This is a genomic window from Streptomyces sp. TBY4, from assembly GCF_024213195.1.
Taxonomy (GTDB): domain Bacteria; phylum Actinomycetota; class Actinomycetes; order Streptomycetales; family Streptomycetaceae; genus Streptomyces.
Window position 1 is genome coordinate 143,383 of record NZ_JANAVF010000014.1, and the last position, 20,838, is coordinate 164,220.

At 73.5% G+C, this 20,838-nt stretch carries 19 protein-coding genes; 7 read left to right on the plus strand and 12 right to left on the minus strand.

Translation table 11 applies throughout. The annotated features are described in order from the left end of the window. Positions 1–67: 67 nt before the first annotated feature. Positions 68–1,045: an RNA polymerase sigma factor RpoD/SigA gene (locus NLX94_RS28620; RefSeq protein WP_254385979.1), complete on the minus strand. Its 978-nt coding sequence runs from the start codon at positions 1,043–1,045 to the stop codon at positions 68–70. 503 nt (positions 1,046–1,548) lie between these two features. On the opposite strand from NLX94_RS28620, the gene NLX94_RS28625 reads away from it, so the two are divergent. Beyond that, a complete protein-coding gene (locus NLX94_RS28625) occupies positions 1,549–2,196 on the plus strand; it encodes a Uma2 family endonuclease (protein WP_254385980.1) in 648 nt (215 codons plus the stop codon). Here NLX94_RS28625 and NLX94_RS28630 read toward each other — a convergent pair. The 4 genes from NLX94_RS28630 to NLX94_RS28645 all read right to left on the minus strand — a co-directional run bounded on the left by NLX94_RS28630 (position 2,168) and on the right by NLX94_RS28645 (position 5,790). Then, positions 2,168–2,548 (minus strand): hypothetical protein, encoded by a 381-nt coding sequence (locus NLX94_RS28630; RefSeq protein WP_254385981.1) that lies wholly within the window; start codon positions 2,546–2,548, stop codon positions 2,168–2,170. The genes NLX94_RS28625 and NLX94_RS28630 overlap by 29 nt on opposite strands. Continuing rightward, positions 2,541–3,335, minus strand: a complete 795-nt coding sequence (locus tag NLX94_RS28635; protein ID WP_254385982.1) for a dioxygenase — start codon at positions 3,333–3,335, stop codon at positions 2,541–2,543. The genes NLX94_RS28630 and NLX94_RS28635 overlap by 8 nt, the downstream gene beginning before the upstream one ends. A gap of 123 nt (positions 3,336–3,458) precedes the next feature. Next, entirely contained in the window at positions 3,459–4,988 is a 1,530-nt protein-coding gene (locus NLX94_RS28640) for an MFS transporter (protein WP_254385983.1), read from the minus strand. 85 nt (positions 4,989–5,073) lie between these two features. Next, positions 5,074–5,790: a TetR/AcrR family transcriptional regulator gene (locus tag NLX94_RS28645; protein ID WP_374684043.1), complete on the minus strand. Its 717-nt coding sequence runs from the start codon at positions 5,788–5,790 to the stop codon at positions 5,074–5,076. A 459-nt stretch (positions 5,791–6,249) separates the two neighbouring features. Between NLX94_RS28645 and NLX94_RS28650 the strand changes: the two genes are divergently transcribed. The 5 genes from NLX94_RS28650 (at position 6,250) to NLX94_RS28670 (ending at position 11,980) form a co-directional block, all read left to right on the plus strand. Continuing rightward, complete coding sequence (locus NLX94_RS28650; RefSeq protein ID WP_254385984.1) at positions 6,250–7,530, plus strand: M6 family metalloprotease domain-containing protein; 1,281 nt, start codon at positions 6,250–6,252, stop codon at positions 7,528–7,530. Positions 7,531–7,774: 244 nt separating this feature from the next. Continuing rightward, positions 7,775–8,701, plus strand: coding sequence for a zinc-binding dehydrogenase (locus NLX94_RS28655; RefSeq protein WP_254385985.1), 927 nt, complete (start codon positions 7,775–7,777; stop codon positions 8,699–8,701). Between the two features lie 28 nt (positions 8,702–8,729). Next, positions 8,730–9,209 (plus strand): RidA family protein, encoded by a 480-nt coding sequence (locus NLX94_RS28660; RefSeq protein ID WP_254385986.1) that lies wholly within the window; start codon positions 8,730–8,732, stop codon positions 9,207–9,209. A 171-nt stretch (positions 9,210–9,380) separates the two neighbouring features. Then, the gene (locus NLX94_RS28665) at positions 9,381–11,147 is read left to right on the plus strand and encodes a PucR family transcriptional regulator (RefSeq protein WP_254385987.1); all 1,767 of its coding nucleotides are present in this window, start codon (positions 9,381–9,383) and stop codon (positions 11,145–11,147) included. Positions 11,148–11,251: 104 nt separating this feature from the next. Further along, entirely contained in the window at positions 11,252–11,980 is a 729-nt protein-coding gene (locus NLX94_RS28670) for a tyrosine-protein phosphatase (RefSeq protein WP_254385988.1), read from the plus strand. A gap of 40 nt (positions 11,981–12,020) precedes the next feature. Here the strand turns inward: NLX94_RS28670 and NLX94_RS28675 are convergent, their stop codons facing one another. Then, positions 12,021–13,226 (minus strand): transposase, encoded by a 1,206-nt coding sequence (locus tag NLX94_RS28675; RefSeq protein ID WP_254385989.1) that lies wholly within the window; start codon positions 13,224–13,226, stop codon positions 12,021–12,023. A 176-nt stretch (positions 13,227–13,402) separates the two neighbouring features. Between NLX94_RS28675 and NLX94_RS28680 the strand changes: the two genes are divergently transcribed. Next, the gene (locus NLX94_RS28680) at positions 13,403–14,023 is read left to right on the plus strand and encodes a TetR/AcrR family transcriptional regulator (protein ID WP_254385990.1); all 621 of its coding nucleotides are present in this window, start codon (positions 13,403–13,405) and stop codon (positions 14,021–14,023) included. A 55-nt stretch (positions 14,024–14,078) separates the two neighbouring features. Here NLX94_RS28680 and NLX94_RS28685 read toward each other — a convergent pair whose 3' ends face one another. The 6 genes from NLX94_RS28685 to NLX94_RS28710 are packed head-to-tail and all read right to left on the minus strand — an operon-like array spanning position 14,079 to position 20,817. After that, positions 14,079–15,449 (minus strand): MFS transporter, encoded by a 1,371-nt coding sequence (locus tag NLX94_RS28685; RefSeq protein WP_254385991.1) that lies wholly within the window; start codon positions 15,447–15,449, stop codon positions 14,079–14,081. Beyond that, the gene (locus NLX94_RS28690; RefSeq protein WP_254385992.1) at positions 15,446–16,159 is read right to left on the minus strand and encodes a hypothetical protein; all 714 of its coding nucleotides are present in this window, start codon (positions 16,157–16,159) and stop codon (positions 15,446–15,448) included. The genes NLX94_RS28685 and NLX94_RS28690 overlap by 4 nt, the downstream gene beginning before the upstream one ends. A gap of 42 nt (positions 16,160–16,201) precedes the next feature. Next, the gene (locus NLX94_RS28695; protein ID WP_254385993.1) at positions 16,202–17,500 is read right to left on the minus strand and encodes a dihydrolipoamide acetyltransferase family protein; all 1,299 of its coding nucleotides are present in this window, start codon (positions 17,498–17,500) and stop codon (positions 16,202–16,204) included. A 14-nt stretch (positions 17,501–17,514) separates the two neighbouring features. Then, a complete protein-coding gene (locus NLX94_RS28700) occupies positions 17,515–18,525 on the minus strand; it encodes an alpha-ketoacid dehydrogenase subunit beta (RefSeq protein ID WP_254385994.1) in 1,011 nt (336 codons plus the stop codon). A 1-nt stretch (position 18,526) separates the two neighbouring features. Continuing rightward, on the minus strand, positions 18,527–19,618 hold the full coding sequence (gene pdhA / locus NLX94_RS28705; RefSeq protein ID WP_254385995.1) for a pyruvate dehydrogenase (acetyl-transferring) E1 component subunit alpha: 1,092 nt from the start codon (positions 19,616–19,618) through the stop codon (positions 18,527–18,529). Next, positions 19,615–20,817 carry a serine hydrolase domain-containing protein gene (locus NLX94_RS28710; RefSeq protein WP_254385996.1) on the minus strand — a complete coding sequence of 401 codons (1,203 nt, stop codon included), beginning with the start codon at positions 20,815–20,817 and terminating at the stop codon, positions 19,615–19,617. The genes pdhA and NLX94_RS28710 overlap by 4 nt, the downstream gene beginning before the upstream one ends. Between the last annotated feature and the right edge of the window lie 21 nt (positions 20,818–20,838).

The window sequence follows — 20,838 nt, forward strand, 5'->3', positions numbered from 1 at the left end:
GGGAGCCCCCGGCGCCTGGGGGGGATAGGCGCCGGGGGCTCGTCTGTGGGGCTTCGGCTGGGGCCGGTCAGGCCACCGCGTCGAAGCCGGTGTCGCGGGCCATCTTCTTCAGTTCGAGGAGGGCGTGCTTCTCGATCTGGCGGATTCGCTCGCGGGTCAGGCCGTGCTGCTTGCCCACCTCTGTCAGCGTACGCTCCCGGCCGTCCTCGATGCCGTAGCGCATCTTGATGATCGACGCGGTGCGCTGGTCCAGCTTGCCGAGCAGGTCCTCCAGCTCCTCGCTGCGGAGGAGGGAGAGGACGGACTGCTCCGGGGAGATGGCCGAGGTGTCCTCGAGGAGGTCGCCGAACTGGGTGTCGCCGTCCTCGTCCACACCCATGTTCAGGCTGACCGGGTCGCGCGCCCAGTCCAGGACGTCGCCGACGCGCTTCTCCGTCGTGTCCAGCTCGGCGGCGATCTCCGCGTGCTCCGGGTCGCGGCCGTTCTCGCGGTTGAACTCGCGCTGGACCCGGCGGATCCGGCCGAGCTCCTCCACCAGGTGGACGGGCAGGCGGATGGTGCGGGACTGGTCGGCGATGGAGCGGGTGATGGCCTGGCGGATCCACCACGTGGCGTACGTGGAGAACTTGAAGCCCTTGGCGTAGTCGAACTTCTCCACGGCGCGGACCAGGCCGGCGTTGCCCTCCTGGATGAGGTCGAGGAGCGGCAGTCCGCTGCGCGGGTAGCGGCGGGCCACGGCGACGACCAGGCGGAGGTTGGAGCGGATGAAGACTTCCTTGGCGCGCTCACCCTCGGCCGCCAGGGCTTCGAGCTCCTCCTGGGAGGGCTCCTTGCCCTTGCGCTCTATCGCACCGTCGAGGATCTGCTGGGCGTACACGCCCGCCTCGATGATCTGCGAGAGCTCCACTTCCTTGGCCGCGTCGAGCAGCGGGGTGCGCGCGATCTCGTCCAGGTACATGCCGACCAGGTCGCGGTCTGCGATCTCCCCGCCCACAGCGCGAGCGCTGCTCGTGGACTGACGACGGGCGACGGCGCGGGTTGCCATGCGTGCTCCCTTGCGATGAGTTCGGTCGCGGTGGTGCGGCTGCCTGGACACTCTCCCGAGTGCCCGCTTCCGAAGGAAACAACGACTGGAATCGGGACAGAATTCCCACGTCGCTCCCTCTTTTTCGAGATCTTGCAGTATCCTGCCCCGCCGTCCCCCGATCCGGTCGGATCCGCGAGGCCTTCGGGCTCGAAGAGGTGCAGGTCAGGGCGGGGATCGACGGCCGCCGCGATGGACTGGCGGGCCGGTGCGATCGGCGCTCCGTGAGACCACCGTCACACTTGACACGGCCGCTTTCGCCCCTGGGACAGCGCCGTCCCAGGCTGCACTCTCACCCCAGGAGACGATCCCCGGCGGCTTCTGGTTGCCTCGGCCGGTGAGGAGCTCACCGTCCGAGTGAAGGAGCGGCATATTCCTGCGGCATGGGCGGCGGGTCCCCGAGCATCGGAGAGTCGCTTGTGCCGTCCGGCCGGCGGCGCCCACACTCAGAGGAGGTGCTGCACATGACCGCTCTCGCCCACGAGACGCTGGAGGCCGTTATGCCGAAGGTCGCGACTCCCCCGTCGGACCTTGACGACGTCCTGTGGCGGGCATGGAAGGCCATGGAACTCCCCGAGGGCTACCACGCCGAGATCGTCGAGGGGTTCATCGAGGTGTCACCCACGGGTCGCTACTCACACGGCCGGATCGTCAATCGCCTGAGGGATCAGCTCGTCGTGTTCCTCGCCGGCAGCGAGTTCGCCGCTCGCCAGGACATGAACGTCATCCACCGACGCAAGGTGTGGATCCCCGATCTGTTCGTCGCGCTGGACGACACCGAGGGGCACGTCACCGAAGACGGTCTCGGGGTCGACGCCTCCGCCGTAGCGTTGATCGTCGAAGTCGTCTCCCCCGGAAGCGACAACATCACGCGCGACCGGACGCGCAAGCGGCGCGACTACGCCCGGGCGGCCGTTCCCATGTACGTCCTGATCGACGACTTCGACGACGGCGGCACCGTCACCGTGCTGACCTCCCCCAACCCCGGGAAGGCCGTCTACGAGGACGAGTCGCGGACGGCATACGGGACCCCGGTCGCGATCCCGACCGGCCCAGCCAAGGGGTTCACCATCGGGGAGGACATCACCGGTCCGGCCCGGGGTGGCGCGTAGCGACGTCCGGGCAGGCGTGGCAGGCCGGTGGGCCCGACTGGGTCCACCACTTGCAGGCCGGGCGGAGGTGGCAGGGCGGGAGCGGGGCCGGGGCGGCCGGGGGCGAGGTCAGGCGGGTGGCCAGGGTGCAGGTGTCGGCGGTGCGGTTGAGGCAGTGCGGGACGCAGTGGGAGGCCAGGCGCAGCAGGCGGCGCGGTTCCACCCCGTCGGCGAGCTCGGCCAGGGCTTCGGCCGCCGGGCGCGGGGCGGGGAGGTAGGCCGGGGGGCCATCGAGGCCTTCGCGGACGGCGAGGACCAGCGACTCCGGCGCGTACGCCGAGCCGCTGGGGCACCAGAGCTGCCGGCTAGCCAAATTGCAGGGAGCGCTTCGAGAGGCCCATCCAGAAGCCCGAGACCGGGGTGGTGGGGGTGGCGAGGTCGGACTCCGCGGCGCCCAGGGTGACGAAGAGCGGGGCGAAGTGTTCCGTACGGGGGTGGGCCAGGCGGCCCGCCGGGGACTTGGCTTCGAAGTCGAGCAGGGCGTCGATGTCGGCAGCGGCCAGGGCCTCGTGGCCCCAGGCGTCGAATTCGGCGGACCACGCGGGGACGCCGGGGCCGGTGTGGCGCAGGGCGGCCAGGTTGTGGGTGAAGAAGCCACTGCCCACGATGAGGACGCCTTCGTCGCGCAGGGGGGCCAGCTTGCGGCCGATCTCCATCAGGCGGCGCGGATCGAGGGTCGGCATGGATATCTGGAGCACCGGTATGTCGGCGGCGGGGAACATCTCCACGAGCGGGACGTACGCGCCGTGGTCCAGGCCGCGGTCGGGGATGTCCTGGACGGGGGTGCCGGGGGCCTTGAGGAGTTTGCGGACCGCCGCGGCCAGCTCGGGGGCGCCCGGGGCCTCGTAGCGGACCTGGTAGTAGTGCTCGGGGAAGCCCCAGAAGTCGTAGACGAGCGGGGCCGGTTCGGTGGCGCCGAGGGCGAGCGGGGCCTCTTCCCAGTGGGCGGAGACCATCAGGATCGCGCGGGGTCGGGGCAGGTCCGCCGACCAAGCGGCCAGTTCGCCGGGCCAGACCGGGTCGTCCGCGAGGGGCGGGGCTCCGTGGCTCAGGTACAGGGCCGGCATCCGGACGGGGGCGAGGGCTTCGGGCGTCGGCATCAGGAGCTCCAGGAATCGTCACGGCGGGCCGCCACAGAAAGACTAACCCCGCATCGTTCAAATTTGAACGATGCGGGGTCATCAGTCATTCCCGTACCCACCCCGGAGCGGGGCCCGAGCGGGTCAGTGGGCGATCACCGGGACCTTCACATCGGCGTCCGCGCCCTCGGCGACCGGGCCGCCCGCGCCCGGCTTGCCCGTGGTGATGAGGGTCAGGGCGATGACCGAGCTGGCGACCAGGATGCCGACCGCCCACCAGATCGCGGAGGAGTAGCCCTCCACCATGGCCTGGGCCTGGATCAGCTGCGCCGCCGGGCCGCCCGCCGCGGCCTCGGCCGCGTGGTCGGTCAGGTACGCGGTCGTCGCGGAGGCGGCGATCGTGTTCAGCAGGGCGGTGCCGATCGCGCCGCCCACCTGCTGCGAGGTGTTGACCATCGCGGAGGCGACACCGGCGTCGGCCGGGTTCACCCCGTACGTGGCCAGGGACATGGCGGGCATGAACGCCGTACCCATGCCGAGGCCCAGCAGCAGCTGCGCCGGGAGGATCAGCGCCGGGTAGGAGGAGCCGACCTCCAGCTGCGTCAGCAGCAGCATGCCGGTGGCGGCGACCATGAAGCCGGGGCCCATCAGCAGGCGCGGCGGGACCCGCGTCATGAGGCGGGCGCCGATCTGCGTGGAGCCGGTGATCATGCCCACGATCATCGGGAGGAAGGCGAAGCCGGTCGTGACGGGCGAGAAGCCCTTGACGACCTGCAGGTAGTAGGTGAGGAAGAGGAACAGGCCGAACATCGAGATGACGGCCAGGCCCAGCGAGAGGTAGACACCGCCGCGGTTGCGCTCCAGCAGGACGCGCAGCGGCAGCAGCGGGTGCTTCGTACGGGCCTCGACGAAGACGAACGCGGAGAGCAGCACGACGGAGGCGATGAACATGCCCACGGTGAGGCCGTCCGACCAGCCGGCCGACTCGGCGCGGGTGAATCCGTAGACGAGGGCGACGAGACCGGTCGTGGACAGCACGACGCCGGGGATGTCGAGCGGGGCGCGGTTACGGCCGCCGGCCGGCTCGCGGATGATCATCCAGGCGCCGACGGCGGCGACGACCGCGAACGGGATGTTGACGAAGAACGTCCAGCGCCAGTTCAGGTATTCGGTGAGGACTCCGCCGAGGATCAGGCCCACGGCGCCACCGCCACCGGCGATCGCACCGTAGATGCCGAAGGCCTTGGCGCGCTCCTTGGCGTCGGTGAACATGACGGCGAGCAGCGACAGGGCCGCCGGTGCGAGCAGTGCGCCGAAGGCGCCCTGGAGGGCGCGGGCGCCCAGCATCATGGCCTCGCCCTGGGCGGCGCCGCCCAGCGCGGAGGCCAGGGCGAAGCCGATCAGGCCGACGATGAAGGCGTTCTTGCGGCCCCACTTGTCGGCGATGCGGCCACCGAAGAGCAGCAGTCCGCCGAAGGCCAGCGCGTACGCGGTGATGACCCACTGGCGGTTGCCGTCGGATATGCCGAGGTCGGTCTGGGCGGACGGCAGGGCGATGTTCACGATGGTGGCGTCGAGGACGACCATCAGCTGCGCCAGCGCGATGAAGACCAGGGCCTTCCAGCGACTGGGGTCAGGGCCGGCCAGCTGCGGGTTCGCGGCTGTTTTTGACATGGGGGTACCCACTTCATGGTGCGAGATGACTGAAAACGGATAATTAGGGCGGTTTTACGACGCTAGAGGGCGCGACCCGGGGTCGTCACATGGTTTTCCGCCTCAGGTCCGCCAGCGTGGTCGCCGAGCCCGGCAGCTCGGAGCGGGCCGGGGCCGCCAACCCGTCGAGGAACAGCTGCAGATGACGGTGGACGAACAGGTCCGCGTCGAAGCAGCCGGTGCCCGGGAGGGGGCGGCTGAGCTGCGACAGCGCGATCATCAGGTCGCCGACGCCGATGTCCGTGCGCAGCAGTCCGGAGGCGCGGCCGGCGGCCAGCAGGGCCTCGATCGCCTCCTCCAGGGCCTCGCGGGAGGCCACCAGTTCGGGGTGGTCGTGGTCGAAGTCGCTGGAGAGCACGGGGCACAGGGCTCCGATCCGCTCGTCCGCCGCCGCGTGCGTGAAACGGCGCAGGGCGGCGAAGGCGTCCGGCTCCTCGGCGAGCGAGTCGACGGCCAGGGCGGTGACCCGGTCCATGCCGAAGAGCACGACGTGGTGGATCAGGGCCGGGCGGTCGGGGAAGTGCCGGTAGAGGGTGGCGTTGCCGACCCCGGCCCGGCGGGCGATCTCGTCGAGGGGGGCGGCGGGGCCGAACTCCACGAGCACGTCGCGGGCGGCGGCCAGGATGCGCTCCCGGTTGCGGACGGCGTCGGCGCGCGGACGCGGGACCGCGTCGGAGCCGGTGGCAGAGCCGGTCCCGGAGCCGGTCCCGGCGCGCTTGGCGCGCTTGCCCGCCGCCTTGACCTTGCCCGCGGCGGCGCCCACCGCTGCCGCCACGGCCGTACCCATGGCCGCGGCCACGGCCGACCCCACGCACGTCCCCGCGGCACCCTCGGTGCCCGCGCCCGTGCCCGCGGCCGGAGCCGCGAGGTCGAGGCCGGCCTCCGGGTCCGGTACGGGCAGGGCCGCCGGATCGGTGGTGGTGGGGCTCTTCATGGACGGCTCCCTGGCACGTGGCGCGCGATGCGGGTGGGCCGCTCGTGCGTTCCTCTCGAAACGGGGAGCAGCTCCCCGGTTCACGGGGACTCTGGTTCAAACGGGGAGAGGGTCCCCGCTTATTTCACTCTTCCGTGTGACCTGGGTCACACCAGAGAGTGTCTTTTGGTCCGGTTTGTTCCCGTATGGCCTCTTCCGGCGCGCGAGCCCGCCCCAGCCGTCGGAGGGTGAGCCCACAGAGCGCAGTCCGGACCCGGCCGGCTGCCGCGGACCCGAAGGCCGATCTCCATGCCGCAGACGCGCCACCGGATACGCAAGCCAAGCCGCACCAGCGTCTACATCGGCATGACCGCGCTGGCCCTCGGCATCACGGCCACGGCGAGCGCCGGCATATCCAGCCGCAGCCATTCGGCGGCCGGGCCGGTGGGCGCGACCAGCGCCGAATCGATGCTCGCCCCCTGCCGGATCGCCGGCGCGATGGGCGTGCAGATGTCCGAGGGGCTGCCGACCGCACCGGGGTACTCGCGCTCGACCGGCGAGGTCCGGGCACTGAACCTGATGATCGACTTCCCCGACGCCAAGGGCGAGGGGACGGCCTCCGACCGGATGGCGGAGTTCTTCCCCCAGACCTCCGACTGGTTCCGGATCAGCTCCTACGGGCGGCTGACCTACCGGGCCGAGGCGCCGCTGAAGAACTGGCTGCGGATGCCGATGCCGTTCGCCGCGTACGGGATAGAGCGGGGTTCCGCGTACGAGCCCGGCTACCGCCAGCTGGTCGAGCACATCATCAAGGCCTCCGACGCCGAGGTCGATTTCTCCCGGTACGACCTGATCAACATCCTGGTCACCCCGAACGCCGGGCCCTCCGCCCTCGACACCGTCCTCTCCGTCACCTTCTCCGGCAACGGCGAGGCCCCGATGGCCGACGGAGTCCCGCTCTCCAACACGTCCTTCGTCTACAGCCGCCAGGACGACGGCTCCGGCTCCTACCGGGAGACCGGCTACCGCGTGCTCCCCCACGAGAACGGGCACGTCTTCGGCCTGCCCGACCTCTACACCGCCGACGGCGGCGGCACGGTGGGGCACTGGGACATCATGAGCGAGGACTGGGGCGCCAACAACGACCTGCTGGGCTGGCACAAGTGGAAGCTGGGCTGGCTCGACAGCAACCAGATCAGCTGCGCCGGGAAGTCCGGGGTCAGCGACCACGTGCTGAGCCCGCTGGCCGTGGAGGGCGGCACCAAACTGGCCTTCATCCCCATCTCGGAGAGCGCCGGGTACGCGGTGGAGGTGCGCACCCGCGCCGGGAACGACGAGGCCGTCTGCAAACCCGGCGTGCTCATCTACAAGGTGGACTCCGAGGTGGACACCGGCCGCGGGCCCGTCACCGTCTCCGACAGCTCCGACGCCAGCGGCGGATGCACCCGGCGCTCCAACGTGCACGCCGAGCTCTCCGACGCGCCGTTCCGGCCGGGCGAGACCTTCACCGACGAGAAGTCGGGCATCTCGGTCTCGGTCGTGGGCGAACTGCGCAACGGCAGCTACCAGGTCCGGGTCACCCGGCCCTGAGCTCCGCAGGTGGAACGGGACGGGGACGGCATACGGGCCGGGCCGGCCCGGGTCCTGCCCTCGACCCGCGCCCGCCCGCGCCGGGACCGGCACGGACCCGGACTGGACGCCCGGGACGGGCCCAGCGGCAGAAGGAAGTGCCGACCGTCGGCCCGCCAGGTCCCGACCTACGGCCCCCCGCCGGGCCGGATCCGTACCCGCATGGTTGGAAACCTGACCGTGTGACGACGTAGTAAGGAGACGCGTGAAGGCCTTCGCGCTGCGCCGTACCGGCGAGCCGCCCGCCGTACTGGACCGGCCCGTCCCCGAACCGGGGCCGGGCGAGGTCCTCGTACGCACCACGGCCGCGCTCATCTGCGCCTGGGACGGGCACACCGCCGGCCCCGCGCCCGGCGGGCTCGGCCACGAGGCCGTCGGCGTCGTGGAGGAGGTCGGCCCCGGGGTCTGCCCGTCCTACGTCGGCCGGCGCGTCGGCGTCGAGGGCCACGGGCGGCTCGCCGAGTTCTTCCGCGCCCCGGCCGCCGGGGCCGGACTGGTCGCGCTCCCCGATGCCATCACCGACCACCAGGCCCTCTACGCGGCGGGCGCGCTCCCCACCGGCTTCGCCGCCGCCGAGGAGTCGGGGCCGCCCCCGGGCGGGAGCGTCGTCGTCTTCGGCCAGGGCGCGGTCGGACTCAGCGCCACCATCGCGGCCGGCCGGCTGCGCGGGGCCCGCGTCATCGCCGTGGAGCCGGAGATGAAGCGCCAGCGCCTCGCCCTGCGGTTCGGGGCCGACGTGGTGATCGACCCGGCCTACGAGGACACCGCCGAGCGGATCCTCGAACTGACCGGCGGCGCCGGCGCCGACCGCGCGATCATGGCGACGGCCGAGCCGGCCGCCGCGCGGGCCGCCCGCGGGGGGCTCTCCCGGGGCGGGAGGCTCACGTACGCCCGGTGCCGGCCGCCGCAGAGCAGCGGGGCGCGGCTCGCGCGGGCGCTGCACCTGATCGGGGACGGGCTGGTGGACCCGACGGTGATCACCACGCACGAGTTTCCGTTCCACCGTGTCGGGGAGGCCTTCGGGCGGCTCGCGGCCAAGGAGCCGGGCATGATCAAGCCGGTCATCCTCTTCCCGCGGCCGGGGTCCCCCGACGCGGCCGCCTCCGTATCCGACGCCTCCGCTGCTCAGTAGCCCTCCCCGCCCCCCAGGAGATCCGATCATGACCAGCACCCCCGAAGAGCGCCTCGCCGCCGCCGGGCTGAAGCTCCCGCCGACCCCAGAGCCGGTCGCCGTCTACGTCCCGGCCGTGCAGAGCGGGCACTACGTGTACACCTCGGGCCAGCTCCCGATGGTCGACGGGGCCCTCCCCCTCACCGGGAAGGTCGGCGCCGAGGTGACCGCGGAGCAGGCCAAGGAGCTGGCGCAGCAGTGCGCGCTGAACGCGCTGGCCGCCGTCACCTCCGTCGCCGGGGACCTGTCCGCCGTGAAGCGCGTGGTCAAGGTGGTCGGCTTCGTGGCCAGCGACCCGCACTTCACGGGACAGCCCGGGGTCCTCAACGGCGCGAGCGAGCTGCTGGGCACCGCCTTCGGCGACGCGGGCATCCACGCCCGCAGCGCGGTCGGCGTGAGCGTGCTGCCGCTGGACGCCCCCGTCGAGGTCGAGCTCGTCGTCGAACTGCACGTCCCGATGGGGCTCTAGGGGCGGCCGTACTCCGGCCCCGGTACCCGGCGAACCCACCGATCCCATGAAACAGGGCCCGCGAACTCACCCCGATTTCCGTTGAATTAGCCCAACGTAAAGGCCTGACCTGCGGTTCAGTGGGGAGACGTCGCGATCGGGAACGCGGCGGCACATGGCAGGGTGGGGGTCATGAGGCTGCGTGATCTGCTGTCGTCCGATGAGGCCCAGGCGCCTGAGGACCTCCGTCTGCTGCGCCTGCTGCGCCTCCCCGGCGGCGAGCGGGACCTCGACCGGACCGTCCTCGGGACCGTGACCATCGACCTGCCCGACCCCGGGCGCTTCGTGTCCCCCGGGGACCTGGTGCTGTCGGGGCTGGCCTGGCACCGCCGGGACGCGGGGGCCGATCCGTCCGACGGGTCCGAGGCGTCCGACGCGTCCGACCCGTCCGACGCGTTCGTCCGGGTCCTCGTGGAGGCGGGCGCCGTGGCGCTGGGGGCGGGCGAGGCCCGGTTCGGGCACGTTCCCGACGATCTGGTGGAGGCCTGCGCCCGGCACGGGCTGCCGCTGCTCGCGGTGGGCGTGGAGGTGGCCTTCACCTCGGTCACCGAGCACGTGGCGCGCGGCCGGGCCGGGGAGCGGATCGGCGGCCTCGCCGCGCTCGTGGACCGGCACCGGCGCTTCAGCACCGACCGGCAGGCGGGGGCGGGCTCCGAAGCCCTCCTCGAACTGCTGCTGGCCGAGCTGGACCTGCGCGCGCACATCCTCTCCCCGACCGGCCGTCAGATCGCGGGCGCGCGGCCGCTGCCGGAGAAGACGGCCTCGGCGCTGGCCGGGCGATTCCTGGCCGCCGGGCGGGCGGGCGAGTCGGCTCCGCACCGTACGGTCGCGCGCGGGACGGCCTTCTCGCTGTTCCCGGTCCGCTCCGGGGCGGAGGAAGAGGAGTCCGCTCCCCGTGCGGCACTGACCGACTGGGTGATCGCCGTCGAGGCCGACAGCGCCGACTGGAGCTCCGAGCGCCTCGGCCTGCTGGACCAGCTCGCGCGGCTGGTCGCGGTGGAGCGCGGGGGCCGCGACACCGACCGCACGGTGCGCAGGCGGGCCGCCGAACGGCTGCTGGCGCTGGTCGGTTCGGCCGCCGCCGGGGAGGACGGGCGGGCGCTCCTCGAGGAAGAGGAGGCGGCGGCCCGGCTCACGGCGGGGGCGGGCGGCGCGGGGGCCGGCGGCTCGGGGGCGGGGGCCTCGGAGGGCCGGCTGCTCTGGCAGGCCGTGTCGGCCGGGCTGGAGGCGCGGGGCGGGCACGGGCTGCCCGGGGCGGCGGGCGTACGCGATCTGCTGGAGGAGATCCTGCTGCATCCGCGCTGTCTGGGGCCGGACGCCGGAGCGCGGATGGCCGCGACGGCCGGGGAAGGGGGCGGGGGCGGGGCCGAGGCCGTCGCCTTCGTGCTGGTCCCGGCGGACGCGCCCCTGACCCCCGACGCGGTCGCGCGGGTCGCCGGCGGCCCGCTGCCGCGCGCGCTGCGGGCCGGGGAGCGGCTGGCCTTCGGCATCAGCGATCCGGTGGGCGGGGCCGCGGAGCTGCGGCACGCGCTCGCGCAGGCCCGTAACGCCCGTCGGGTCGCGGCCCCTTCGGAACCGGTCGCCGCCTGCGGGCCGGACGACCTCGCCGCGCACGTCATGGCGCTGCTGCCGCTGATCCCGGCCGAGGTTCGGCGGGAGTTCAGCCGCCGGCTGCTGGCCCCGCTGACCGACTACGACCGGCGCTACCGCTCCGACCTGGTGCCGACCCTGCGGTCCTTCCTGGAGCACGACGGCTCCTGGGCGCGCTGCGGAGAGGCACTGCACCTGCACGTGAACTCGCTGCGCTACCGGATCAGCCGCATCGAGGCGCTGACGGGACGCAACCTGAGCCGGCTGGAGGACAAGATGGACTTCGCCGCGGCCCTGCGGATGGGCTGAGCCCTGGCCGTCTCGGCGCGCCGGGGTGTGGTGCCGGGCGGCGCGGGTCGGGCAGGATCCGGAAGAGACGGCCCAGTCCGACCGGCATCCAGGGGGATCCGCGCATGACCCGGCACATCGAGTTCGAACGGCTGCACAACTTCCGCGATCTGGGGGGCTACCGCACGCGGGACGGCTCCACCGTCGTGTGGGGCGCCCTCTACCGGGCGGACTCGCTCGGCAAGCTCGCGGGGGCCGACTGGGACCGGTTCCTGGAGCTCGGCGTGCGCACGGTCGTCGACCTGCGCTACCCCTGGGAGGCCGAGGCGAAGGGCCGGATCCCGGAGCCCGGTCGGTTCACCTACGCCAACCTCAGCATCGAGCACCGGCCGTACGACCAGGCCGAGATCGACCCGGACACCGACCCGTGGCGGTTCCTCGCGGACCGGTTCGCCGAGGTCGCCGAGGACGGGGTCGCGGAGATCCGCGCCGCGATCGAGCTGCTGGCCGAGGGGCCGGGCCCGGCCGTCTTCCACTGCACCTCGGGCAAGGACCGCACCGGGCTGATCGCCGCGCTCCTCCTGACCCTCCTCGGCGTGGACGAGGAGCAGATCCTCGAGGACTTCGCCCTGACCGAGCTGGCCACCGCCCGGCTGACGGCCGACTGGCACGCCGCCCACCCGGGCCGCACCATGCGCTGGCCCTCGTACGGCCGTGCGCCCGCCGAGATCCTGCGCCTGACCCTGACCGACCTCACCACCCGCTACGGCTCGGTCGACGCCTACCTGACGAACGAGGTCGGCATCACCCCGGACACGACGGCGCGCCTGCGGGCCCGGTTCCTGACGGTGTGACGGAAGGCGGCGGTCGGCCGCGGGCCACCGACCGCCCGCCTCAGGCGGCCCTGGCGGGCACGGGCAGGGGGCCGGACAGGCGTTGGTAGGCGTAGGCGGCCGAGACCAGGGTCATGTGGCGGTGCCAGCCGGGGAAGGAGCGGCCCTCGAAGTCCTGGATGCCGTGGTGTTCGCCCATGGCGGCGACCGTGTCGACGGCGCCCTGGAGGAGTTGCGTCAGGGCCAGCAGCTCTTCCATGCGGCGGTGGACCAGGTTGGTGAGCCAGATGCGGCCGGGGCGGCGGCGGGCGGGCTCCCATTCCGCGAAGAGCAGGCCCGCGGCGACCGTGCGGGTCCCGTCGGGTCGCAGGACGGGGGTCCGGACCGGGACCGACACCACCTGGGCGCGCCGCGGGCGGCCGTCCTGGCCGACGACGGTCGTGATGTGGGGATGCCGGACTCCGCTGTGCAGCAGCTTCTGCCGGGCGCTCTCCGCGGCCGGCCGCCCGCCGCCCGTGCCCGTGCCGGCAGGGCGGACGGGTGAGGGGTCGGGCAGCAGCTGCAGGTCGTCGGCGACGGCGAGGACGAAGCCGTGCCCGCTGCCGTTCAGCCGTTCCACGACCGGGCGGGCGTCGGGGGTGGAGCCCACGTCGGCGACGACCGGGGCGGGCACGACCGAGGAATGCGCCGACAGCGCGTCCACCAGGCCCACCGTGTGGGCCCAGTGCGGCCGGAAGGGGACCGAGTCCGGCACCCGCGCCCTCCGCCGCGCCTCCGGGTCCTTCGTCCACCGCTCCGGCAGGTGCAGCCGCCACCCGACGGGCAGGTGCTCACGGCCTCCGGACAGGAACAGGCCTACGCTGAGCTGGCAGTTGATGGTGCGGTCGAGTTCGGGGACGAACCGCCGGTGCACGCCGACCGAGTGGCTCCCCCGCTTGGGCAGCACGGCCGGTACGACCGTCCACGCCTGCGGGGTGAAGCGGCCGTCGATCCAGCGGGCGAGCTCCTGCCGGGTCGCGTTCCAGTCCCAGGGGCTGGTGTTCACGAACTGCTGGAGGGACTGCGAGGCGGTGGCGGACGTGGTGACCGTCTCGGCCATCCGGCGCACCGATTTCCGCCCGCGCGTCGCGAGCAGTCCCCGCAGGTAGACCTCGGCCCACTTCATCTGGTCCGTGCGCGGCAGCTGCGCGAACAACTCCTGGCTGAACGCCGAGACCGATGTGCGGTCGCCCGCCGGTCCACGACCGGTCGCTCCTGTCACGGCCATTGCCGATACCCCCTTCGTCCTCCACGCCGACTCCCGGCAGCAAAAGCATAGAGAACGTTCTCTTTTATTTCTCGGTACCGGTCCTACTTCCTGGAGTCGGCCCCCCGGCGGGCGCCCCGCGCCGCCAGGATGCTCCGGGGGGTGTCCCCGCATGCCCGCAGAGAAAGATCCAGAAGATGCAGGAGCGCGCCGCCCGCACACGCAGCGCATTGATCCAGGCCGCGGCCCTGGAGTTCGAGCACCGGGGGTACGAAGGGGCGTCGCTCTCGCGGATCAGCGAGACCGCCCTCACCTCGATCGGCGGGCTGACCTTCCACTTCCGTACGAAGAGGGCCCTGGCCGACTCCGTCGGCTCGGCCTGCCGGGCGAGCACGGCCCGCCATGTGACCGAGGCGCTGACCAGCCCCGATCCGCCGATGGTGGCCCTGGGATCCCTCGTCACGACACTGATGCGGCGCCTGGAGACCAGCGTGGAGGCCCGCGCCGCGGCCCGGCTGCGGCGCGAGCGGCTCGCTTCCGGGGGCGGCGGCCGGAGCGAGGCGCACACCTGGGCGCCGGCCCTGAAGGTGCTGCTCGCCCGCGCCCACGCGACGGGCAGCCTGCGGGCGGACGTGGCGCCCGGAGTGGCCGAGGCGCTCATCGTCCGGCTCGTCGAGGGCACCGAGCTCTCCACCTGCCGCCGCCCCGCGGGGACGCGTACGGACTGCTGCCCGCACGCGGCGTCGGCCGAGCAGGTGTGGGACCTGCTGCTGACCGCGATCGCCCCGCCGGGGGCGGGAGCGGGAGCGGGGGCCTGACGGCGGAAGGCGGCGCCGCGGAGGGAAGCCCCCTCCGCGGCGCCGCCGCCGTGCGTCAGCGTGCGGTCAAGGCCCCCTGGACTTCGGCGAAGGACCGGTTCTTCGTCTCGGGCACCTGGCGCAGTACGAAGACGAGCCCGCCCGCCGACACCGCGGCGAAGGCCCAGAAGACCCAGGACACGCCCACGGCGTCGGCGACCGGCAGGAAGAGCTGACCGACGACGAGGTTGGCGGCCCAGTTGACCAGCGCGCACAGGGCTCCGCCGCGCGCCCGCGCACCGGGCGGGAACAGCTCGGCGGCCAGGATCCAGAACACCGGTCCGAGCCCGATCGCGAAGCTGCCGACGTACGTGATCATGCAGATCAGGGCGATCACATGGGCCACCGGGCCGGGCGGGACGCCCATCGCCGCGCCCAGGGTGACGAGCGAGACGGCCATGCCCGCGAGCGACCACAGCAGCAGGGGCCGTCGGCCGGCGCGGTCGATCAGCGGGACGGCGGCCACCGTCATCACGACGTTGACCACACCGATGAAGACCGCGTACTGGATGGAGTGGGTCGCCGGCAGGCCGGCCCGGGCCATGATGCTCGGCGCGTAGTAGATGACGCTGTTGATCCCGCCGAACTGCTGAACTGCCGCCAGGGTGAGCCCGATCAGCAGCGCGCGGCGCACCGCGGGGTGGGCCGGGGCCTTCGTCCCCGCGGCGGCGGTGGCCGTTCCGGGGACCGCGGCCGGGGGCCGGCGCAGCCACTCCGGGCTCTCCGGGATGAAGAGGGTGCCCAGCAGCATGGCCACGGAGGGGATCAGCCCCACCGCGAACATCGCACGCCAGTCGGCACTCCCGGCGAAGGCCAGGTTCACCAGGTACGACACCAGGATGCCCACGGTGAGCAGGACCTGATTGGCGGTCACCAGGCGGCCCCGCAGGCGGGGCGGGGCGATCTCGGCGAGGTAGAGCGGGACCACGGTGGAGGCGCTGCCCACGGCCAGGCCGAGGATCGTGCGGGCCGCGACCATGCTCGCGAAGTCGCGGGCCGTGACGGCGGCGGCCAGCCCCAGCGTGAAGGTCGCCGCCACGGCGATCAGGACGCGCTTGCGGCCGAACCGGTCGGCGGGCCGCCCGCTGAGCAGGGCTCCGACGGCCGCGCCGAGCAGCAGCGCCGAGATGACCGTCCCCTCCTGGAAGGAGGTGAGGGCGAAGTCCTCCTTCAGGAAGAGCAGCGCACCGGAGATCACCCCGGTGTCGAAGCCGAACAGCAGCCCGCCGAGGGCGACGACGGCGGTGGCCGCGCCCAGTCGCGGGGGCCGCGGAGCCTCTGGCCGGCGGGGTGGGTGCGAAGTCTGCGACGGCGGGCGTACGGCGGGAGTCGGTGAGCGGGGTGCGAGGGACGGGCCGATGGCCCGGGCGTAGTCCTGCAGCTTCATGACACGCCCCCGGCGGACTGCGGTCCGCCGTACGGCCCGCCGTACGGCCCGTCCTCCAGGTCCCGTACGACCTCCTCCGGACGGATGCCGAACCAGCGCAGGCACGCCTCCAGGTGCTGGGCCTGCGCGGCCAGTCCCCGGTCGGAGCGCGCCGGTCCGGTGTCCGTGCGGGCCAGTTCGGCGGCGTAGTCGGGCCGGGTGCCGTCGGCGGGCGCGCGATCGCCCAGCTGCGTCCAGACCAGGCGCAGCGGGCGGGCTCCGGCGGCCGCGAGGGCCTGCCAGGCCGGTGAGGCGGCGGGGTCGAAGATCCGGGCGCTCGCCCGCCGGGCCAGCCGGGCCGCGAGCAGGGCCGCGGTTCCCCGCAGTGCCTTCGCCTCCTCGCCGCCGGCCCGGTCCAGGAGCGCGTCGATCCGGATGTCCAGGGGGCGCAGCCCGAACGCCACCGTGGAGGCCAGGGGGGCCAGGTCGCGGCCGTCGGCGCGGGCCCGGGTCAGCGCCTCCAGGTAGGCGGCCGCGGCCTGTTCGTAGCGCCGGGCGGAGAAGCAGGTGGCCAGGTGGACGGGGAGGCCCCTGCCGAGCGGGCCCTCCATCGCGGCGACGCCGGCGGCGTTCGCCGGCAGGGCTACGGCCTGGTGGGCGTCGTACACCCGGCGTGCTGCGGCCACGGCGGTCCCGGCGGCGGGTCGCCCCCGGACGGTGCTCACGTTCACGGTCCCTCCCAGGGGGTGTCGTGTGGATGGTGTGCGGCGCCCTCAGCCATGGGTGGCCAGCCGCCGCGGGTCGTGGAGTACGGCGGCCACGTCCGCGAGGACCCGGGAGCCGAGCTCCCCGTCGACGAGCCGGTGGTCGAAGGACAGGGCCAGCGTGGTGACCTGGCGGGGCACGACCTTGCCCCGGTGGACCCAGGGGCGGGGGCCGATCGCGCCGAGGGCGAGGATCGCCGCCTCGCCGGGGTTGAGGATCGGGGTTCCCGTATCGATGCCGAAGACGCCGATGTTGGTCACGGTGAGGGTGCCGCCGCCGAGGTCGGCCGGAGTGGTGCGGCCCGCGCGTGCGGTGGTCACCAGGCCGTCCAGGGCGGCCGCGAGCCGTGGCAGGGGGAGGGTGTGCGCGTCCTTGATGTTGGGCACGAGCAGCCCGCGCGGGGTCGCCGCGGCGATGCCGAGGTTGACGCGGTGCTTGAGGACGATCTCCTGGCGTTCCCCGTCCCACGAGGCGTTGATCTCCGGGTGTCGGCGGACGGCGAAGAGCAGGGCGCGTACGGCGAGGAGGAGCGGGCTCACCCGGACTCCGGCGAACTCCGGATCCTTCCTCAGGCGTTCGACGAGCTTCATGGTGCGGGTGACGTCGACCGTGACGAACTCCGTGACGTGCGGGGCTCCGAAGGCGCTCTCGGTCATGGCCCGGGCCGTCGCCCTGCGCACGGAATCGGCGGGGATCCGCGTCTCGTCGCCGCGGGCGACCGCCGCCGCCGGTGTCTCCGTGGCGGCGGCCGTACGCACGTCCTCACGGGTGATGTCCCCGTGCGGGCCGCTGGGGCGCACCCGGCCGAGGTCCACCCCCAGCTCGCGGGCGAGCTTGCGTACGGGGGGCTTCGCCCGCGGCCGGTCGACGGGGGCCGCCGGGGCGGGGCCCGGAGCGGTCGGGGCGGAGCCGGGAGCGGTCGGGGCAGAACCGGGGGCGGACAGGGCCCCGGCCGGGCGGCGGGGGCGGCGGGAGGTCGGGGCGGCGGCCGCCCCGTAGCCGACCAGGACGGGCTGCCGCGCGGGCGGCGCCCCGGTGGCCCCCGCGGCCCCGTGCGGGGTCACGGTGATGATGACCTCGCCGACGTTCACCGTCGTTCCCTCCGGGAAGTGGAGTTCGTGCACCACTCCCGCGAAGGGGACGGGCAGTTCGACCATGGCCTTGGCCGTTTCGATCTCGCAGACCACCTGGCCGTCCGTCACCGTGTCACCCACGGCGACGTGCCAGCTGGCTATCTCCGCGTCCAGGAGCCCCTCGCCCACGTCGGGCAGGCGGAACTCCTGGTTGCGGACCGTGGTGTCCGTCATCGTGAACAGCCCCTTCAGGCGGCTAGTGCGCGGTCGACCGCGTCCAGTACGCGGTCCAGTCCCGGGAGGTACTCGTCCTCCAGCCGGGACGGCGGATAGGGAGTGTGGTAGCCGCCGACCCGCAGGACGGGGGCTTCCAGGTGGTAGAAGCAGCGCTCCTGGATCCGGGCGGCGATCTCCGCGCCGGCGCCGAAGAAGACCGGTGCCTCGTGCGCCACCACCAGCCGGCCGGTCCGGCGGACCGAGCGGGCGACGGTGTCGAAGTCGATCGGAGAGATGGACCGGAGGTCGACCACTTCCAGCTCGTGGCCCTCCCCGGCCGCCACCGCCGCCGCGTTCAGGCAGGTCGCGACCATCGGCCCGTAGGCCACGAGCGTGAGGTCCGTGCCCTCGCGCACCACGCGCGCGGTGGCGGGTCCGGGCCGGGCGGCGGGCCGGGTGTCGACCTCGCCCTTCTCGTAGTAGCGGCGCTTGGGTTCGAGGAAGACGACCGGGTCCTCGCTGCGCACGGCCTCCTGGAGCATCCAGTAGGCGTCGGACGGGGTGGCCGGTGACATCACGCGCAGGCCGGGGACGTGGGCGAACAGCGCCTCCGGCGACTCCGAGTGGTGCTCCACGGCGCCGATCCCGCCGCCGTACGGGATGCGGATCACGACCGGCAGCCGGACCTTCCCGCGCGAGCGGGCGTGCATCTTGGCGAGCTGCGTGACGATCTGGTCGTACGCCGGGAAGACGAACCCGTCGAACTGGATCTCCACGACCGGCCGGTACCCGCTCAGCGCCAGCCCGATGGCGGTGCCGACGATGCCCGACTCGGCCAGCGGGGTGTCCATGACCCGGTGCTCGCCGAAGTCCTTCTGCAGGCCGTCGGTCACCCGGAACACCCCGCCGAGCCGGCCGATGTCCTCCCCCATGAGGAGGGTCTTGGGGTCCTCGGCGAGGACGGCGCGCAGGGAGGCGTTGAGCGCCGCCACCAGGGTCATCCGCTCGCCGGCGCCGGCCGGCGTGGTGGTGGTCGTCGTCATCTCATCCCTCCTGGGCGAAGGCCGCCCGGTAGGCCTCGAACGCTTCGCGTTCCTCGTCCACCAGCGCGTGCGGTTCGGCGTAGACGTGATCGAAGAGGTGGCGCTCGTCGGGCGTGGTCATGGACCGGACGCCCTCGCGGACCTCGGCCGCCAGCGCCTCTCCGGCCGCCTCGGTCTCGGCGAAGAAGGCCTCGTCCGCGGCGCCCTCGGCCCGCAGCAGCCGTTCGAGCCGCAGCAGCGGGTCCTTCGCCCGCCAGCCGTCCACCTCGGCCGCGTCCCGGTAGCGGGTCGGGTCGTCGGAGGTGGTGTGGGCTCCCATGCGGTAGGTGTACGCCTCGATCAGCGTCGGCCCCTCGCCGCGGCGGGCCCGTTCCAGCGCCCACCGGGTCACGGCGAGGCACGCGAGGACGTCGTTGCCGTCGACGCGGACCCCGGGGAAGCCGAAGCCCTGGGCGCGCTGGTGCAGCGGCACCCGGGTCTGCTTCTCGTTGGACTCCGAGATCGCCCACTGGTTGTTCTGGCAGAAGAACACCACCGGAGCGCCGTACACGGCCGCGAAGTTGAAGGCCTCGGACACATCGCCCTGGGCGGTGGCCCCGTCCCCGAAGTAGGCGACGACGGCCGAGGCGGAACCGTCCTTGGCCAGGCCCAGGGCGTACCCGGTCGCGTGCAGCGTCTGCGAGCCGATGACCAGGGTGTACAGGTGGAAGTGGTGCTCCTGCGGGTCCCAGTCGCCGTGGTCGACTCCGCGGAAGAGCCGCGGGATCGCGAGCGGGTCCATGCCCCGGCCCAGCGCCACGGCGTGCTCCCGGTAGCTGGGGAAGACGTGGTCGTCCTCGGCGAGGGCCCGTACCGAACCGACCTGGGCGGCCTCCTGCCCGAGCAGCGAGGGCCACAGGCCCAGCTCGCCCTGCCGCTGGAGGGTCACCCCCTCCGTGTCGAACCGGCGCGCCAGCACCATGTCGCGGTAGAGGGAGCGCAGTTCGGCCGGGGACGGGTCGATCGCGTACTCGGGGTGGGCGACCCGGGTGCCGTCCGGCGCGAGGAGCCGTACGCCGTCGGCGGTGGTGCCGGCGCCGGCGTCGCCGGTCACGCCCCGCTCCCGATGCCCAGGCCGGCCATGGACTCCGCGACGGCCTTGACGAGGGAGGAGGCCCGCTTGTCGTCGGGGCCGAGGGCGATCAGCCGGTTCATGACGTACGAGACGCCCGCGCGGGCGCGCGGCCAGGCCTGGTTGGCCGATCCGCCGGCGCCGTCGTGGCCGAAGGAGTCGCCGTCGACGCCCGGGCGCGGGTTGGTCCGCAGCCGGTAGCCGCCCCCGCCGTAGACCATGGGGACGTTGATGAGCTGGTCCACCTTGCTGACGCGCGGGGCCCTGGCCTCGTCCAGGAGCCGGCGGGAGAGCAGCACCGGCGGCTCCTCGTACGGGCGGGCCGCGTCGGCGGCGAGGATGCTGTAGAGCGTCGCGAAGGCGCGTGCGGAGCCGATGGCGTTGGCGGCGGGGATCAGGCCGAGGCGGCGGTCCGGGCGGTTCCAGATCTCCTCGTCCTCCGGGAACGGGATCGGGTTCTGCCAGATCTTCTGGGTGAGCGGGTCCTCGCTGGTGAAGTAGCCGCTGAACTGCTCGCGGAAGCCCGTCCCGTACTCGGTGCGCGCCACCGTGTGCTCCAGCTCCGGCGGGATCCCGAAGGAGATGTCGAGCCGGAGCGGGCCGGCGATCTCCTCCGCGAAGAACCGGTCCAGCCGGCGCCCGTCGGCGCGGCGGATCACCTCGGCGACGATCCAGCCCGTCGCGTACGGGCCGTACAGGATGCCCTCCGCGCGCGGGTCGCTCTCCTGCGGCTGGTCGGCCAGCAGCTTCGCCATCGCCTCGGCGTCCGCCAGGTCGTCCTGGGTCAGCCCGGCCGCGACGGCCGGCATCCGCGCCGTGAAGGTCACCACCTCGCGCAGGGTCACCTCCCCCTTGCCCCGGGCGGCGAACTCGGGCCAGTAGTGGGCGACCGGCAGGTCCAGGTCGACGACACCTCGGTCGACGAGGAGGAGCAGCGCGGTGGCGAGGACGCCCTTGCTGCCGGAGAAGATCAGCTGGCGGGTGTCGCCGCCCCACTCGATGCCGCGGGTCGGGTCGGCGGCGCCGCCCCAGAGGTCGACGACGAGCTTGCCGTCGAGGGTCACGGCGACGGCCGCTCCCTGCTCGTCCCGCTCGGCGAAGTTGCGGGCGAACTCCTCGCGGACGGCCTCGAATCCGGGGGCCACGTGGCCGTGGATCAGCGTTTTCTGGTCGATGGGCATGGCGAAGGCGCTCCGATCGGA

Coding starts and splice junctions, on each gene's coding strand:
- NLX94_RS28625 (WP_254385980.1), top strand. CDS start 1,549: ATGACCGCTCTCGCCCACGAGACGCTGGAGGCCGTTATGCCGAAGGTC.
- NLX94_RS28685 (WP_254385991.1), bottom strand. CDS start 15,449: ATGAAGCTGCAGGACTACGCCCGGGCCATCGGCCCGTCCCTCGCACCC.
- NLX94_RS28640 (WP_254385983.1), bottom strand. CDS start 4,988: ATGTCAAAAACAGCCGCGAACCCGCAGCTGGCCGGCCCTGACCCCAGT.
- NLX94_RS28680 (WP_254385990.1), top strand. CDS start 13,403: ATGCAGGAGCGCGCCGCCCGCACACGCAGCGCATTGATCCAGGCCGCG.
- NLX94_RS28695 (WP_254385993.1), bottom strand. CDS start 17,500: ATGACGGACACCACGGTCCGCAACCAGGAGTTCCGCCTGCCCGACGTG.
- NLX94_RS28710 (WP_254385996.1), bottom strand. CDS start 20,817: ATGCCCATCGACCAGAAAACGCTGATCCACGGCCACGTGGCCCCCGGA.
- NLX94_RS28650 (WP_254385984.1), top strand. CDS start 6,250: ATGCCGCAGACGCGCCACCGGATACGCAAGCCAAGCCGCACCAGCGTC.
- NLX94_RS28665 (WP_254385987.1), top strand. CDS start 9,381: ATGAGGCTGCGTGATCTGCTGTCGTCCGATGAGGCCCAGGCGCCTGAG.
- NLX94_RS28675 (WP_254385989.1), bottom strand. CDS start 13,226: ATGGCCGTGACAGGAGCGACCGGTCGTGGACCGGCGGGCGACCGCACA.
- NLX94_RS28660 (WP_254385986.1), top strand. CDS start 8,730: ATGACCAGCACCCCCGAAGAGCGCCTCGCCGCCGCCGGGCTGAAGCTC.
- NLX94_RS28700 (WP_254385994.1), bottom strand. CDS start 18,525: ATGACGACGACCACCACCACGCCGGCCGGCGCCGGCGAGCGGATGACC.
- NLX94_RS28635 (WP_254385982.1), bottom strand. CDS start 3,335: ATGCCGACGCCCGAAGCCCTCGCCCCCGTCCGGATGCCGGCCCTGTAC.
- NLX94_RS28670 (WP_254385988.1), top strand. CDS start 11,252: ATGACCCGGCACATCGAGTTCGAACGGCTGCACAACTTCCGCGATCTG.
- NLX94_RS28620 (WP_254385979.1), bottom strand. CDS start 1,045: ATGGCAACCCGCGCCGTCGCCCGTCGTCAGTCCACGAGCAGCGCTCGC.